At 61.8% G+C, this 14,630-nt stretch carries 13 protein-coding genes; 4 read left to right on the forward strand and 9 right to left on the reverse strand.

All coding sequences use genetic code 11. From position 1 onward, the window contains the following. Positions 1-107: 107 nt before the first annotated feature. A complete protein-coding gene (locus AC1DVW_RS11445) occupies positions 108-1,838 on the reverse strand; it encodes an ABC transporter substrate-binding protein (RefSeq protein WP_477323138.1) in 1,731 nt (576 codons plus the stop codon). 286 nt (positions 1,839-2,124) lie between these two features. Here AC1DVW_RS11445 and AC1DVW_RS11450 point away from each other — a divergent pair, with 286 nt between their 5' ends. From AC1DVW_RS11450 to AC1DVW_RS11460, 3 genes are all read left to right on the forward strand, one after another. Continuing rightward, positions 2,125-2,703, forward strand: coding sequence for a TetR/AcrR family transcriptional regulator (locus AC1DVW_RS11450; protein ID WP_477323333.1), 579 nt, complete (start codon positions 2,125-2,127; stop codon positions 2,701-2,703). A 46-nt stretch (positions 2,704-2,749) separates the two neighbouring features. After that, a complete protein-coding gene (gene fabF / locus AC1DVW_RS11455; protein WP_477323140.1) occupies positions 2,750-4,054 on the forward strand; it encodes a beta-ketoacyl-ACP synthase II in 1,305 nt (434 codons plus the stop codon). A 64-nt stretch (positions 4,055-4,118) separates the two neighbouring features. Next, positions 4,119-4,934 (forward strand): oxidoreductase, encoded by an 816-nt coding sequence (locus AC1DVW_RS11460; RefSeq protein WP_477323142.1) that lies wholly within the window; start codon positions 4,119-4,121, stop codon positions 4,932-4,934. Between the two features lie 124 nt (positions 4,935-5,058). Here AC1DVW_RS11460 and AC1DVW_RS11465 read toward each other — a convergent pair whose 3' ends face one another. From AC1DVW_RS11465 to AC1DVW_RS11500, 8 genes are all read right to left on the reverse strand, one after another. Beyond that, positions 5,059-5,841 carry an ABC transporter ATP-binding protein gene (locus tag AC1DVW_RS11465; protein WP_477323144.1) on the reverse strand — a complete coding sequence of 261 codons (783 nt, stop codon included), beginning with the start codon at positions 5,839-5,841 and terminating at the stop codon, positions 5,059-5,061. A gap of 10 nt (positions 5,842-5,851) precedes the next feature. Further along, on the reverse strand, positions 5,852-6,625 hold the full coding sequence (locus tag AC1DVW_RS11470; RefSeq protein WP_477323335.1) for an ABC transporter permease: 774 nt from the start codon (positions 6,623-6,625) through the stop codon (positions 5,852-5,854). Between the two features lie 108 nt (positions 6,626-6,733). Continuing rightward, positions 6,734-7,747 (reverse strand): ABC transporter substrate-binding protein, encoded by a 1,014-nt coding sequence (locus AC1DVW_RS11475; RefSeq protein WP_477323146.1) that lies wholly within the window; start codon positions 7,745-7,747, stop codon positions 6,734-6,736. A 194-nt stretch (positions 7,748-7,941) separates the two neighbouring features. Beyond that, entirely contained in the window at positions 7,942-8,673 is a 732-nt protein-coding gene (hutC, locus tag AC1DVW_RS11480; protein ID WP_477323148.1) for a histidine utilization repressor, read from the reverse strand. A gap of 32 nt (positions 8,674-8,705) precedes the next feature. Next, positions 8,706-9,731, reverse strand: a complete 1,026-nt coding sequence (locus AC1DVW_RS11485; protein ID WP_477323150.1) for a zinc-dependent alcohol dehydrogenase — start codon at positions 9,729-9,731, stop codon at positions 8,706-8,708. A 9-nt stretch (positions 9,732-9,740) separates the two neighbouring features. Beyond that, entirely contained in the window at positions 9,741-11,057 is a 1,317-nt protein-coding gene (gene hisD, locus AC1DVW_RS11490) for a histidinol dehydrogenase (RefSeq protein ID WP_477323152.1), read from the reverse strand. A 129-nt stretch (positions 11,058-11,186) separates the two neighbouring features. Continuing rightward, a complete protein-coding gene (locus AC1DVW_RS11495; RefSeq protein ID WP_477323154.1) occupies positions 11,187-11,960 on the reverse strand; it encodes an SDR family NAD(P)-dependent oxidoreductase in 774 nt (257 codons plus the stop codon). Between the two features lie 62 nt (positions 11,961-12,022). Next, on the reverse strand, positions 12,023-12,898 hold the full coding sequence (locus AC1DVW_RS11500; protein WP_477323156.1) for an AraC family ligand binding domain-containing protein: 876 nt from the start codon (positions 12,896-12,898) through the stop codon (positions 12,023-12,025). Positions 12,899-13,104: 206 nt separating this feature from the next. On the opposite strand from AC1DVW_RS11500, the gene melA reads away from it, so the two are divergent. Beyond that, positions 13,105-14,571 (forward strand): alpha-galactosidase, encoded by a 1,467-nt coding sequence (melA, locus tag AC1DVW_RS11505; RefSeq protein ID WP_477323158.1) that lies wholly within the window; start codon positions 13,105-13,107, stop codon positions 14,569-14,571. The last annotated feature ends 59 nt before the right edge of the window (positions 14,572-14,630 follow it).

Genomic DNA, 14,630 nt, shown 5'->3' on the forward strand with positions numbered 1-14,630 from the left:
CTTCGTCCAGCACCGTCGTCCGACCTCGCGGCGTCTGTCCCTGCTGCTCGCCAAAAGGCGGGGCTGGGACGCCCCCTCCCCTCAGGGAAAAGGGCGCTTGCCCCAGACTATTGCACGGGCTTCAGGCGCAGCAAATGCATCAGCCGCAGGCGGTTGTTGTCGTGGTTTTCAGGGTTCATCACCGGCTCGTCCTTGGTCACCCAGCCGGTGAAGCGCTTGGTCGAATACTGGTACCAGGTCGGTCCGTTGAACACCGGCACCACCGGAAAGTTGTCGGCGATGAGGACTTGCACCTGATCGAACAGTTTTTTGCGCTCGTCGTCGGTGGTCGCCTTGCGGTAGGCGTCGAAGACCTTGTCCAGTTCCGGATTGGAATAGCGCGACGGTGCGCTGGTGATACGGCCGGCAAAGGCCGTCGACAGCGACTGGTAGTAGCCGCGGAACGGTGTCGGCCCGTCGGCGCGCGAGTTCATGACCGCATCGAACGAACCGTCGAGAATCTGCTTTTGCCATTGCTCATATTCCGGCGTCGCCACCGAGGCATTGATGCCGGCCTTGCGCAGTCCTTCGGTGGCGATCTGAACGGCGTCGATCCAGTCGGTCCAGCCATTGGGAACGATGATCGAGAACGCGATCGGCTCGCCCTTCGGCGTGGTGCGCATGCCGTCGGCGCCCTTCTTGTAGCCGGCGTCGTCAAGCACCTTGTTGGCCTTGTCGACGTCGTAGGTCATCCAGACATCCTTGTCGCCTTCGGCTGCCTTGTTGCGCCAGGCGTCGAAACGCGGCGGCAGGCCGCTGGCGTGCAGATTGACCACCGGATAGCCGAAACCGGCAATATCGACCATCGCCATGCGATCCATGACCAGGCTGAAGGCGTGGCGGAAATTAATGTCGTTGAAGGCTTCGGCCAGCGCCGGCTTGGCGGTCTTGAAATTCATCTGGAAAGCGATGGTTTCCGCCGGCGGCTGCCAGTAGCCATTGTGCTCCTTGTCGAGCGCGACATAGGTCTTGTCGATCTCCGGCAGGAACGAGCCGATCCAGTCCATCGACCCCTCCGGCAACAGCGCCAGCATCTGGTCGTTGCCGGCGATCTGCGGCAGCTTCAGGCAGTCGACATGCAGCGAGGCGGCATCCCAGTAGTTGGGATTGCGGCATTGTTCGTAGACCTGCGGCGTGAAGCGGCGGATCTCGGTCATCGGGCCCGATCCCACAGGCTTCTCGTTCTTGAAGGCGAGCGGATCGGCGACATCCTTCCAGATGTGCTCGGGCACTACCGGGAAATCGGCCATCGATTCCGGAAAATGCGTGTCGATGTCCTTCAGCGTGATCTTGACTTCGGTCGGCGACGGCGCTTCGACCGAGGCGACGCTGCTGCCGACACCGACAGTGTCGACCGCCGGGTTCTTCAGCATCAGGTCGAGGGTGAATTTCATGTCGGCCGAGGTCAGCGGTTGACCATCCGACCATTTGACGCCGTCGCGCAGCGTGTAGGTGATCGATTTCAAGTCGTCGGAGAATTTGTAACCCGTCGCCAGCCGATAGATCGGCTTGCCGCTGTCATAGTCGTTGAAGATGACCAGCGGCTCATAGACGAAGTCCATGGTGCTCTGGCGGCGCCCGCCGAGATCGAACGGGTTGAAATTCTGCACCCAGCTCGTCTGCTCCTCGATGTGCATGGCGAGCACCGATTCGGCGGATGCCGATCGCACGCCGAAGGGAAAAGTCGTGGCGATAGTCGCGGCGACGAGCGCCGTGCCGATCAACAGCCGCCGGCGTGAAATCGCCGTCGACAGGTCTTGCGGGCAACGCAGATTCGGGTCTGGCAGCTTAGCGGTCATGCTTCATTTCCCCTTGGTTGATTGCCATTCCGCCTCTTCGGGCGAATAAGATAAATCAATTTGATTTAATCCTAAGTGGGAAACAGTGCCGGCGTCAACGCCTCTGTTCAGCAATGCCGATTGAAGTTCCCAAGAACCGCTGGTTACTCAGGTCTGGCATAGATGCCGGGGGGCGAAATTGCGTTGGGTTGAGGCCCTGCGGATCGCCTCTTATCTCCTCTTGATAGATTGCGTTCGTCATCTATATAGGTATAGATTGCGAACGAACTCTAAATGGAGACTGACGATGCGTGTGAGTCGTAGTCAGGCCGCGGAAAACCGCGAAACCGTAATCAACGTCGCAAGCCGCCTTTTTCGGGACCGCGGCTTTGACGGCATCGGCCTCAAGGATCTTATGAAGGGTGCCGGGCTGACCCAAGGCGCCTTTTACAAGCAATTCGCGTCAAAGGAGGATCTGGCTGCGCAGGCTTCCAGGCGGGCGATGGAGAGCGCCACCCACCGATGGTCGGCCGCAACTGCGGCGAACCCCGAGGATCCGCTGGGCGCGGTGATCGGATTCTACCTCAGTATGGGCCATCGCGGAGAAAAGATGGACGGCTGCCCGGTCGTTGCGCTCGGCTCGGATGCTGCCAGGCAGCGCGCCGAGGTGAAGGCGTCATTCGAAGCCGGGATCAAGGAATACCTTGAGATGCTCGGTAGTTGGGTTGGCGAGGCCAGCGGCGAGGAGGCTGGCGGCAAGGCCATGGCCATTCTCTCGACAATGGTCGGCGCGGTGGTCCTCTCGCGGGTCGTCAACGATCCCGACCTTGCGCAAGCTTTTCTGGATGCTGCGACCAATCAGGTTCGCGAAGCAGTCGCCGCTTGAGCGGTGCCGGTAGCGCTGTCGGTGCACCCAAGTGATAGGAGAAAAGATGCGACGGATTGTTGTTACAGGCATGGGAGCGGTCACGCCGCTTGCTGCCAATGTCGATGCGTCCTGGTCGCGCCTATTGGCCGGTCGATCGGGCATCCGCAGGCTTCCGGACGATGTGGTGGGAGACCTGCCGGCGAAGATTGGCGGCGTGGTTCCCTCCGCAGATGAAGATCCGGACGCCGGTTTCGATCCCGATGTCATCCTGTCTGCGAAGGACCAGCGCAAGGTAGACCGGTTCATTGTCTTTGCGCTGGCTGCGGCGGAAGAGGCGCTTGCGCAGGCGAAATGGAAGCCTGCCTTGGAAACGGATCGCCTGCGTACAGCAACGATCATCGCTTCAGGGATCGGCGGGTTTCCCGCCATCACCGAGGCGGTGCGCACGGTCGACCTGCGTGGCGTCCGCCGCCTGTCGCCCTTTACGGTGCCGTCCTTCCTAGTGAATCTTGCGGCAGGCCACATCTCGATCCGGCATGGCTTCAAAGGCCCATTGGGCGCACCGGTGACGGCGTGCGCTGCCGGCATCCAGGCGATCGGCGATGCGGCTCGTCTTATCCGCGCCAATGAAGCCGATATTGCCGTGTGCGGCGGCACGGAAGCATGCATGAATATCGTCAGCCTCGGTGGGTTTGCCGCGGCACGCTCTCTTTCGACCTCTTTTAATCACCGTCCTGATGAGGCCTCCCGACCGTTCGACAAGTCGCGCGACGGCTTCGTCATGGGCGAAGGAGCCGGCGTGCTGGTCATCGAGGAGTTGAGCCACGCGCTGGCGCGCGGCGCAAAACCGCTTGCCGAGCTCGTCGGCTACGGGACGACCGCGGATGCTCATCACGTCACTTCCGGTCCCGAGGATGGCGGCGGTGCGCGCCGAGCCATGGAGATCGCCATTGCGCAAGCAGGGATTTCGCCGCGCGAGGTTCGTCATCTCAATGCGCATGCGACCTCCACGCCAGTCGGCGACCTGGGTGAGATCGAAGCGATCAAGAGCGTATTCGGGCGCGATTTCGCGATAGCCGTCAGCGCAACGAAGTCGGCGACCGGGCACCTGCTCGGAGCGGCCGGCGGGCTTGGTGCTATCTTCGCGATCCTGGCGCTCAGGGATCAGGTCGCCCCGCCGACCCTTAACCTGAGCGGTCCCGATCCGGCCGGCGACGGCATCGACTTCGTCGCAAACGAGCCCCGGCCAATGGAGATGGAGTACGCGATCTCCAATGGCTTCGGCTTTGGCGGTGTGAATGCCAGCGCCTTGTTCAGGCGCTTGAACCACCCGTGGCCTGACGCGAGCGCCAGAGGCAGTCAGGTCTAACGCCCTTTGCTCCGACCTTTCATGCTTCTCCCCCCGATCCAACGCAAAGAAAGAAATGATTTCGATGAATAAGACCAATCCTGGCGTCGCCCTCGTCACGGGGGCATCCTCCGGCATCGGGCGCGCGACGGCCAACACCTTACTGAACGCGGGCTTTCGCGTATTCGGAACCAGCCGTCGTACGGCCTCCAAACAATCCGACGGCGTTACCATGCTGACCTGCGACGTGACCGACGACGCGTCCGTTGCGAAAATGGTCGATGACGTTCTGGCCAAGGCCGGACGCATCGACCTGCTGGTCAACAATGCCGGCATGGGTCTGTTTGGCGGCGCGGAGGAGTCCTCGACCGCTCAGGCCCAGGCGCTATTCGACGTGAACGTCTTCGGCGTTTTGCGCGTGACCAACGCGGTGTTGCCGGCAATGCGACGCCAAGGGACGGGCAGAATCGTCAATTTGAGTTCGGTACAGGGGTTCATCCCCGCTCCCTATTTCGCGCTTTACTCGTCGACCAAACATGCCATCGAGGGTTATTCCGAGTCGCTCGATCACGAATTGCGCCCGTTCGGCATTCGCGTTTCGTTGGTGGAGCCCGCCTATACTCGTACGTCATTCGAGGACAATCTTGCCGCCCCCGATCAGTTGCTTGATATTTATGACTCAGCGCGCGCTGGCATGACTGTAGCCGTGCGGAAAGCGATGGAAACAGGCGATGCGCCCGAAGTGGTAGCTGAGACCATTTTGGCGGCTGCGACCGATTCCGCGCCCAAGAGGCGCTATGCGGCGGGCAAAATGGCGCGCCGGGTCAGTTTCTTGCGCCGTTTCGTCCCCGCGTCCGCATTCGACAAAAGCCTGCGAAAGCAGCTCGGGCTGCCGGTCTGACGGTTTGGGCTGCGGCGCTCTCCCGCTGCCATTGCTTCCCTCGAACGGAGAAGCGTGTCCCAAGCCCTGGTCGCCGGCTGACATTTTCGACGTGAATGCGCAGCCAAAACTCAACCGCCGCCGACTACGCCATTTCAGGACGTTTTGACGCCTCGCGGATCGCTTTGTGCACGCCGCGCTGCAGATCCATGAACGCCGGCGTTTCCATGACCTCTTCGCGACGTGGGCGTTCCATATCGACATTGAAGGTCTGGGTAATGCGTCCGGGGCCAATGCCCATGACGACGATCCGATCGGAGAGATAGACAGCCTCCTCGACATCATGGGTGACGAACAGCACTGTCAGCCTGTGTTCTTCCCAGATCTGGGTCAGGAGTTCCTGCATCTGATGCCTGGTCAAGGCATCCAGCGCGCCGAAGGGCTCGTCCATCAGCAGCATTTTGGGTCGATAGGAGAGCGCGCGGGCGATGGCGACGCGCTGCTTCATGCCGCCTGAAAGCTCGGACGGATAGCGATCGGCGCTGTGGGGCAGCTTGACCAGTTCGAGATGCTCGAGCGCGATCCGCCGACAGGTCGCACGGTCATGGCCGGCGGCCTTGAGGGCAAACTCGATGTTCTGTTGCGCCGTCAGCCAGGGAAGCAGTGTGTAGGACTGGAAGACGACGCCGCGGTCGAGCCCCGGCTGCAGGATCGGCGCGCCGTCGATGGCAAGCTCGCCCGCGTCGAAATCCTGCAGCCCGGCGACGATCGAAAGCAGCGTGCTCTTGCCGCAACCCGATGTGCCCACCAGCGAGACAAACTCGTTGTCGGCAAGATCGAGATTGATATCGCGCAGCACTTCCGTGCGCCGTTCCCCCGAGCCGAAGCTCTTGTGGAGGCCTCCGATGTGCAATTTGGGAACACTCATCGGCTGCATCTCATTGCGATTGGCCATCCTGACGAAACAGCACTTTCTCAAGCGCCTTCATGACCTGGTCCGTGACCAGGCCGAGGACGCCCAGCAGCAGGATGTAGCCGATGATGGTGTTGGTCTGGAAATAGCGCTGCGACACTGTGATGCGATAGCCGAGGCCGGATGTCGCCGCGACGAGTTCCGCCAGCACGAGCCATGTCCAGGCCCAGCCGAGGCTGATGCGCAGCGTGTCCCAGATGCCCGGCAAGGCACTCGGCACCACGATGCGGGTCAGGATCTTGCGATCCGGCAGGCCGAGTGTCCGCCCAAGGCCGATGAAATCCTTCGGAACCCGCTTCACATTGTCCATGATCATCAGGACCTGCTGAAAGAAGGTGCCGATGAAGATGATCAGGAATTTCTGCGTGTCTCCCGTACCCGCCCAGAGGATGGACAAGGGCACGAAAGCGACCACCGGCATGTAGCGGATGAAATCCACCAGCGGCTCGACCGCTGCTTCCCACGACCTGAAACTGCCGATCAGCACGCCGATCGGGATTGCCAGGGCCGAGGCAATCAAGAATCCGATGGAGATACGGTACATCGACGCTTTGAGGTCGATCCACAGCGTGCCGTCGCCGGCGAGCTTGGCGAGCTGGCTTGCCACACTGCCGGGCGATGGCAGGAAGATCGCTTTCACCGCCCCAAGGCCTGTGGCTGCCCACCAGGCAACACCGAGCCCGATGAACACCGCAACGGCAATCATCACGAAGCGCGACCGGGCGATGGGCACGCCGATCCCCGAGGATCGGCGGCGCGCCGGCGTGCGTTTCGTGACTGGCTCCGGAGGCGGGCTCGTGGTCACAGCACGCTCCTCGGCCGTTTTCGTTGCCACGTCAGGCCTTCGTCACTCTGCCGCCTTGACGAAAGCCGGGTCGATCATCTGCTCGGGCGTCACATCGGCCTGAAGCAGCTTGGCGTTCTTGGCGGCGGCTTCGACATCGGCAAACGTCTTGGTCGAGAAATCGCCGGTCAATGCCGTCTTGTTTTCGGCGAGCGAATAGTAGCGCACGCCGTCAAACGCGGTGTTGAGGTCTTCGACGCTCGAACCAACCGCCTTGGAGATGATAGCGCGGCCACCGGGCGTATCGGCGGTGTAGTCCTTCAGCGCTGCGTCCCAACTCTTGATCATGGCCAGCACCTGCCCGGGGCGCGACTTGATCACCTCATCGCGCACCACCAGCACGTCGCTGATCAGGCCGGGATCCTCTCCGGCGGTGAAGATCAGTTTGAAGTCCTTGTTCTGCGCCATGGCCACGGTGAGATAGGGCTCATAGGTGACCGCGACCGGAACCTGACCGGCGATCAACGCGCCGCCTGCATCGGACGCCGGCATCGGTACCGGCTGGATATCGTCGATGGACATGCCGTTTTTGGCCAGCGCATATTTGAGCAGGATATCGCTCGTCGTGCCTTCCTCGAAGGCGACCTGCTTACCCTTGAGATCCTTGACCGACGTGATGTCCTTGCCGGCGATCATCGCGTCGGCCGTCATCGAGACATCGAGCAGCAGCACGATTTTCACCGGCAGGCCGGCGGCAACCATACCCATCGCCGTGTGGGTCGCGATGTTGGCTGCGTCGAGCTGGCCGCTCGCCAGGGCAGCGTTGATATCCTTGTCCTGGGCGAAGTTCACGATTTGGACGTCCGCCAGCCCGTTTGCCTTGAACAGACCCTTGGCCTCGGCGATATGCCACTGGCCATATCCAAGCCACGGTTCGATGCCGATCTTGAATGAACCCGCCTCGGGCGTGGTGGGAATGGTCGCATCGGCCGCATTTGCGGCCTGGCTGGCGGCGATGCCGATGGCCGCAGCCATGAACAGCGCGCGAAATTGTCCTGTGAGGTTACGCATCGTCATTGTTCCCCTTGATGCCGGATCACTTCTTCAACAAAGCACCGGTCTGGTGAGAAGGCGGGTTCTGCTCTCGCGGCTCTTGCCCTGGCGTTTTTCCGCAGCCTTCATGGAAGTGCAGCGGCATTTCAACGTCGGCGAAAGCCGTTGTCAAGAAGTAAAACTACATACATGCATATACAAGCCATGGCTTCTCCTGGTCAGGCATTTTTGGAAGGAGAATAGCGGCTGCCGAGGGTGTACCGGCTGCCCGCATAGGTCAGTTTGCTGATCGTCGCCACCACGGCGCCGGTCCATGTGCGGCGATGCAGAAAGAGGCAGCAATCGCCGACCTCGATGCCCAGATGCAGCGCGGTCTCGGTATCCGCCGGGATGGCGGAGATGATGTGCTCGACCTCGGTCACCGGGGTTTTCTGCATAAGGTAGTCATACGTCGCCGTCTTCGTGAAATCCTGCTTGTCATAGTCGGGGATGAGGCCTGGATTGACGAAGCGCTCTTCGACTTGCACGGGCACGTCGTTTTCGAAATTCACGACGACGGAATGGTAGACGGCAACCCGTTTCGCCATCTCGAAGGCAAGCATCAGCTCCTTTGCCGGCATGATGGTTTCAAGGACCAGCACTTCGGAACGGTGCGTGTTGCCGCGCCCGACAATCTCCGCCGCTATGTTGTTGATCTCAAGCAGGGCCGACTGCGGCCGAGGCGGCGCAATGAACGTTCCAACGCCCTGAATGCGGACCAGAAATCCCGCCGACGTCAGCTCCCTCAAGGCCCGATGGATGGTCATCCTGGAAACGCCGAGCGATGCCACGAGTTCGTTTTCGGACGGCAGCTTGCGGTCCTTGCTCCATCGCCCGGTGCCGATGTTGGTCAGGATGTAGTCCTTCACCTTTTCGTAGAGCGGGCTCGCCGTATTGGGCAAGGTGTTCATCTTCAAAGTCCTTTCCGGCAATCCATCGAAAGTCATGCGCCCTCGGCACGTTGCTGCATCCGGATGATCGTTTTCAAGCCATCGGCTCGCCCCGCCAGCAACCGCTCATAGGCGGCGGGCACGTCATCGAGGCCGACCTCGCGGTCGATCAGCTCGATCAGGGGCTGCGTCAGTTCACCGAGCATCGCAATGGCGTCGGGAAGCTCGTCCGCAAACGCATGGCAGCCCAGCAATGTGATTTCCCGTTCAACCAGAGTGTTGGGATCGATATCGAGACGGCCATGGAATATGCCGACCATTGCCACCGCGCCGCCCGGATCGAGAACACCCAGCAGTTGCTCGAGTACGGCGATGCTGCCTGTCGCTTCGACAGCGGCGAGCAAGGGGGTATACGCCGTGGCCGCGGCGATGGCTTCGCGGTTCAGCACGACAGGCACGGCGCCGGTGACTCGCGCCACCAGCGCGCAGCGGCTCGGGTTGCGGTCGGTGACCAGAATGGTCCCCTGAAATGTTCGGGAGAGCAGCAAGGCAACGAGACCGCCGATAGGGCCGCAACCGGTGACGAGGACGGAACGTCCGTTTTTAGGCAGGCGCCGCACGGCATGCAAAGCCACCGCAAGCGGCTCGGCCATTGCCGCAACCCGCTCGTCAAGGGCGGCATCGACGATGTGCAGGAGACGGGCGGGCAAGACGGCCTCTTCGGCGAAGCCGCCATCGCAGACTTCACCGACAAATCCAAGCGAGCTGCAGTGCTGCCTGCGCCCCGCTCTGCACTCAGCACAGTCTCCGCACCAGAAGCGCGAGTCGGCGACGACCCTGTCGCCGACGGCGAGCGTGTCCACGCCCTCCCCGACCGCTGTCACCTCGCCTGTCAGTTCATGCCCCGCCGTGGACGGAGATCGGCTTATCCACTGGCCCGTCCGGAAATTGTGCAGGTCCGAGCCGCAAATGCCCGCGGCCGTGACCTTCAGCTTCACCCAGCCCGCATCGGGATCGCTTGGTGCCGCGATGTCTTCGACGCGCAAGTCACCGGGTCCATGCAGGCGTACGGCTTTCATGGCGACCCCTTAGAGATAGCGGTTGCGGATCTCTGAAATCGCGTTTTCGTGGGAACTGAAACCTTCGTAGCGGGCCAGCTTGCGCGCATGCCCGGCGAGTTCCGGATAGGCTGCCGAGGTGACATAGCCGACGGACGAGCGCTTGACGAAATCCGTCACCGAAAGCGGCCCGTAGGTTCGCGCCCAGCGGCTGGTCGGCAGCACCGCATTGGGTCCGAGGACAAAGTTGGCGAGCGTCACCGGCGTGTGCGGCCCCATCAGGATTTCGGCCGCTTCGGTGATCTGCCCAAGGTGCGCAAACGGCTCCTTCGACAGGATCTCGAGGTGCTCGGGCGCATAGTCGTTGATGAAGCGGTAGCTGTCTTCCAATGACGCCGTCAGCACGATGCCGCCGCGCTTTCCGGTCAGCACCGCACGCGAAAATTCGACACGCTGCTCGGTCATCCGCGACCAGTGTTCCGGAATGGCGGCAAGGGCGGCTTCAGCAACCTTGCGGCTATGCGTGACGATATAGGCCGATGAATCGGGCCCATGCTCGGCCTCGATCAAAAGGTCGAGGGCAGCAAGGCCGCCGTCGATGCTGTCGTCGACAAAGATGATCGCTTCGGAGGGGCCGGCCGGAAGACCGGTGTTGATGACCGAGGACAACAAGCTCTTTGCCGCAACCACCCACGGGCTGCCAGGACCGACGATCTTGACAGCTGGCTTCACCGTCTCGGTGCCATAAGCGACTGCGGCGACAGCCTGGGCGCCGCCGCATTTGTAGACGGTCTCGACGCCGGCAAGGCGGGCTGCGACCAGAGTGGCGGCGTCCACGGAGCCATCCGATGTCGGCGGCGTGACGATCGCGATCTGCGGCACCCCGGCGATCACGGCGGGAACCGACGTCATCATCGTCACCGATGGAAAGGCACCCTTGCCGCGTGGCACGTAAAGCGCAACCGAAGCGATCGGCGTGTACCGGTCACCGGCATAGGCGCCTGGCCGAACCTCCTTCAGCCACATCGGTTCCGGCCGCTGCTCCAGGTGGAAACTGCGGATGTTGCCGATACCGTATTTGATGCTCTCGGTGACATCCTTTTCGACCGTGTCGAACGCCGCGTCGAATTCGGCCTCCGAGACCTTCAGCTCACCTTCGGCCACACTGGCCTTGTCGAACTCCCTGGCGAACCGGATCAGCGCCGCATCGCCTTCGTCCCTGACCGACTGGATGATCGGCCGGACCTTCTCGACGAAAGTCGACAGATCGCCTTCGGCTCGCTTCAGCAAATCGGCTCGCTGGCCAGCATCGATCGACGACAGATCATGAAAGCTGATGTCAGACATGGGTGTTCCCTCTTCTGGAAAATGTCAACATGCCGGGCGGCTTCCACAAAGTATGTACAACCACATACAAGATGCCAAGTTGATTCTCGCTGCCCGGCTTCGCGCCGCAGCGCAGCCACTGTCACCCGGTCATATCGACGCCAGAAAGCCGCCATCGACCGGGATCGACTGTCCGGTTATGTAGGCAGCGGCATCGGACGCCAGGAACACGGCGACCCCATGCAGATCGGCGACATCGCCGAAGCGTCGCTGCGGTATCTTGGCAAGCATTGCCCGCTGCCAGGTCTCGTCGCTGTAAAAAACATCGGTCATGGCTGTCCGGAAGTATCCGGGCGCGATGGCGTTGACGCGGATGCCGAGCTCCGCCCACTCCGCCGCCAGAGCACGCGTCATGCCGAGCAGGCCCGATTTCGACGAACCGTACGGCACCGCTGTCGGCACGCCGACTTCGGATGTCAGGGAGCAGAGATTGATGATGACGCCTGGTCGCCCCGCCTCTCTCATGTGGCGGGCGGCGGCCTGGGCGCAGAAGAACGCTCCCTTGAGATTGGTGTCGACGATCCTGTCCCACAGGGCTTCCTCGACATCGAGTGAAGGCCGGACCTCTTCCACGCCGGCATTGTTGACGAGGATGTCGAGCCCGCCGAGCAGGTGGGCTGCCTCCGCCACCGCGCTCCTGCAGCTACCGACATCGGTGACATCGAGGGCCAGCGCATGCGCAATGCCATCGGCTTGACGTATGGCCGCGGTCGTCTCGTCGAGGGACGGCACGGCACGTGCGGTGACCGCGACATCGGCGCCGGCAGCACTCAAAGCCTCGGCAATGCTGCGCCCGATGCCACGGCTGGCGCCGGTGACCAGCGCCTTCTTGCCGGAAAGGTCGAAAAGAGAAGCATTGCGCATGTGAGTCCATTCCCTCGGTGCCGTCTTCCGATCCACCGGCCCATTCGCCGTCTTAGGGCCATCTAACGGTGGTTGCCCACGCTGGCATACATGCCGGTGGTGCGAAATTGCGTGGGGTTGATGCCATACAGGCGGCGGAAGACTTTCGAAAAATAGTTGGCATCTTCGAAGCCGCACATGATGGCCACTTCCTTCACCGGCAGGAAGTCGGCTTTCGTCAGCAATTTCGCCGCACGCTGCAGCCGCTGCTGCAGCACGAATTCGGCCGGTGGCAGGCCCTCGCTCTCGGCGAAGCAGCGCGAGAAATGCGCGCGGCTGAGCCCGCTGATCGCCGCTAGATCGTCGACCGACAGCGGCCTGTCGAGATTGGCCTTGATGTGATCGATCACCGGCTGCATCGGGCTTTTCTCGTCGGTGAAGGCATGCGAGCCGAACACATCGTCATAGAGCGCCATCGCCGCCTCGTAGGCGACGGCGGACGCGGCTCCGGGCGAGGCCGCGCCCTTGACCAGGCGCACGCTGCAGTCTGCGAGATGATCGATCGTCGACGGCTGCAACCGCAGCACCGGGCCGACGGCGGCAAGGACCAGCTTGTGGATGCGCAGCGCCTCATCGCCGTTCATCGATATCCAGAAATATTCCCAGCGCTCGCCCTTGGCCAGCCAGTACCGGTGATTGTGCGGCACCAGCACCAGCAGCGTGTCGCCCTTTTGCAGGCGGTAGTTGCGGTTCTCGTAGCGCAGCCGGCCAGTGCCGCTGATTGTGTGCTGAAGCACCGTAAACGGCGTCTGGCCGCGCTTGCGTCCATCCCAGTCGTAGATTTCGTTCTCGCGCACTTCGTAGCCGGTGCTTGTCGGCATGGTGTGCAGGCGCTGACGGCCGCGCGGCAGCGAGACGGTTCTGCCCGATGGTCCGGTGTCGATCAGGTCGCGCAGCACAAAATTACCCCCGAAAGCACAATCCTTCTCTGGTCGCTTTCCTCAATAGGCGCATAATCCCTGCCGAAAGCATAAGAAGCCGCGGTCGAGGAGCGGTCAGGAGGAGACGCCGGATTCCCGTTTGTCGTGGCTCTATGCCGCGGCATGTGGATCAAATTTCCTTTTGTCGCCCTTACCTAACATTTCGACAGGATCGAGGTGAAGTGATGAGTTTCAAAATCGCCATCATCGGCGCGGGCAGCGTCGGCTTCACCAAGAAGCTGTTTACCGACATTCTGTGCGTTCCGGAATTCAGGGATGTCGAATTCGCGCTGACCGACCTTAGCCAGCACAATCTCGGAATGATCAAGGAGATCCTCGACAGGATCGTCGAATTCAACAAATTGCCGACGCGGGTCACGGCGACAACGGATCGCCGCGTTGCCCTTGAGGGGGCTCGCTACATCATCAGCTGCGTGCGCGTCGGCGGCCTCGAAGCCTATGCCGACGACATCCGAATCCCGTTGAAATATGGCATCGACCAGTGCGTCGGCGATACGATCTGCGCCGGCGGCATTCTCTACGGCCAGCGCAACATCCCGGTCATTCTCGACTTCTGCAAGGACATCCGCGAACTCGCCGAGCCTGGGGCGAAATTCCTCAACTATGCCAACCCGATGGCGATGAACACCTGGGCGGCGATCGAGTATGGCAAGGTGGATACCGTTGGCCTCTGCCATGGCGTCCAGCACGGCGCCGAGCAGATCGCCGAAGTGCTGGGTGCCAACTCGCATGGCGAACTCGACTATGTCTGCTCCGGCATCAACCATCAGACCTGGTTCATCGATCTGCGTCTCAACGGCCGCAAGATCGGCAAGGACGAGTTGGTTGCGGCTTTCGAGGCGCATCCGGTTTTTTCGCAGCAGGAAAAGCTGCGTATCGATGTCCTGAAGCGCTTCGGCGTCTATTCGACCGAAAGCAACGGCCACCTTTCCGAATATCTGCCCTGGTACCGCAAGCGGCCGGACGAAATCACCCGCTGGATCGACATGTCGGACTGGATCCATGGCGAAACCGGCGGCTACCTTCGCCACTCCACGGAAACGCGCAACTGGTTCGAAACGGAATTTCCGCAATTTCTCGAATCCGCTGCCAGGCCGATCGATCCTGCCAAGCGCTCCAACGAGCATGCGAGCCACATTCTGGAAGCGCTGGAGACCAACCGCGTCTATCGCGGCCATTTCAACGTCAAGAACAATGGCGTCATCACCAACCTGCCGCAGGACGCGATCATCGAGTCGCCGGGCTTCGTCGATCGCTTCGGCATCAACATGGCCGCCGGCATCACGCTGCCGGAAGCCTGCGCCGCCACCTGCATTTCCTCGATCAATGTCCAGCGCATGTCGGTTCATGCGGCGATATCAGGCGATATCGACCTTTTGAAACTGGCGGTCCTGCACGACCCGCTGGTCGGCGCCGTCTCGACGCCGGAAGAAGTCTGGCAAATGGTCGATGAGATGGTCGTCGCCCAGGCCAACTGGCTGCCGCAATACGCCCATGCCATTCCGGCCGCGAAGGAACGGCTTTCGAAATCCAGGGTCAAGACCCGCGAATGGGCAGGCGCCGCACGCCGCGACGTCCGCTCGATCGAGGAGCTGCGCACCGAAAAGGCGGCCCTCAAACAGGCCGTCTGAACGACAGGCAGAACGGATCACGGCTGATTTTCGGAGGAGATCACCGACCGCATATCTCG

Source organism: Mesorhizobium sp. P3_B5 (assembly GCF_056402815.1).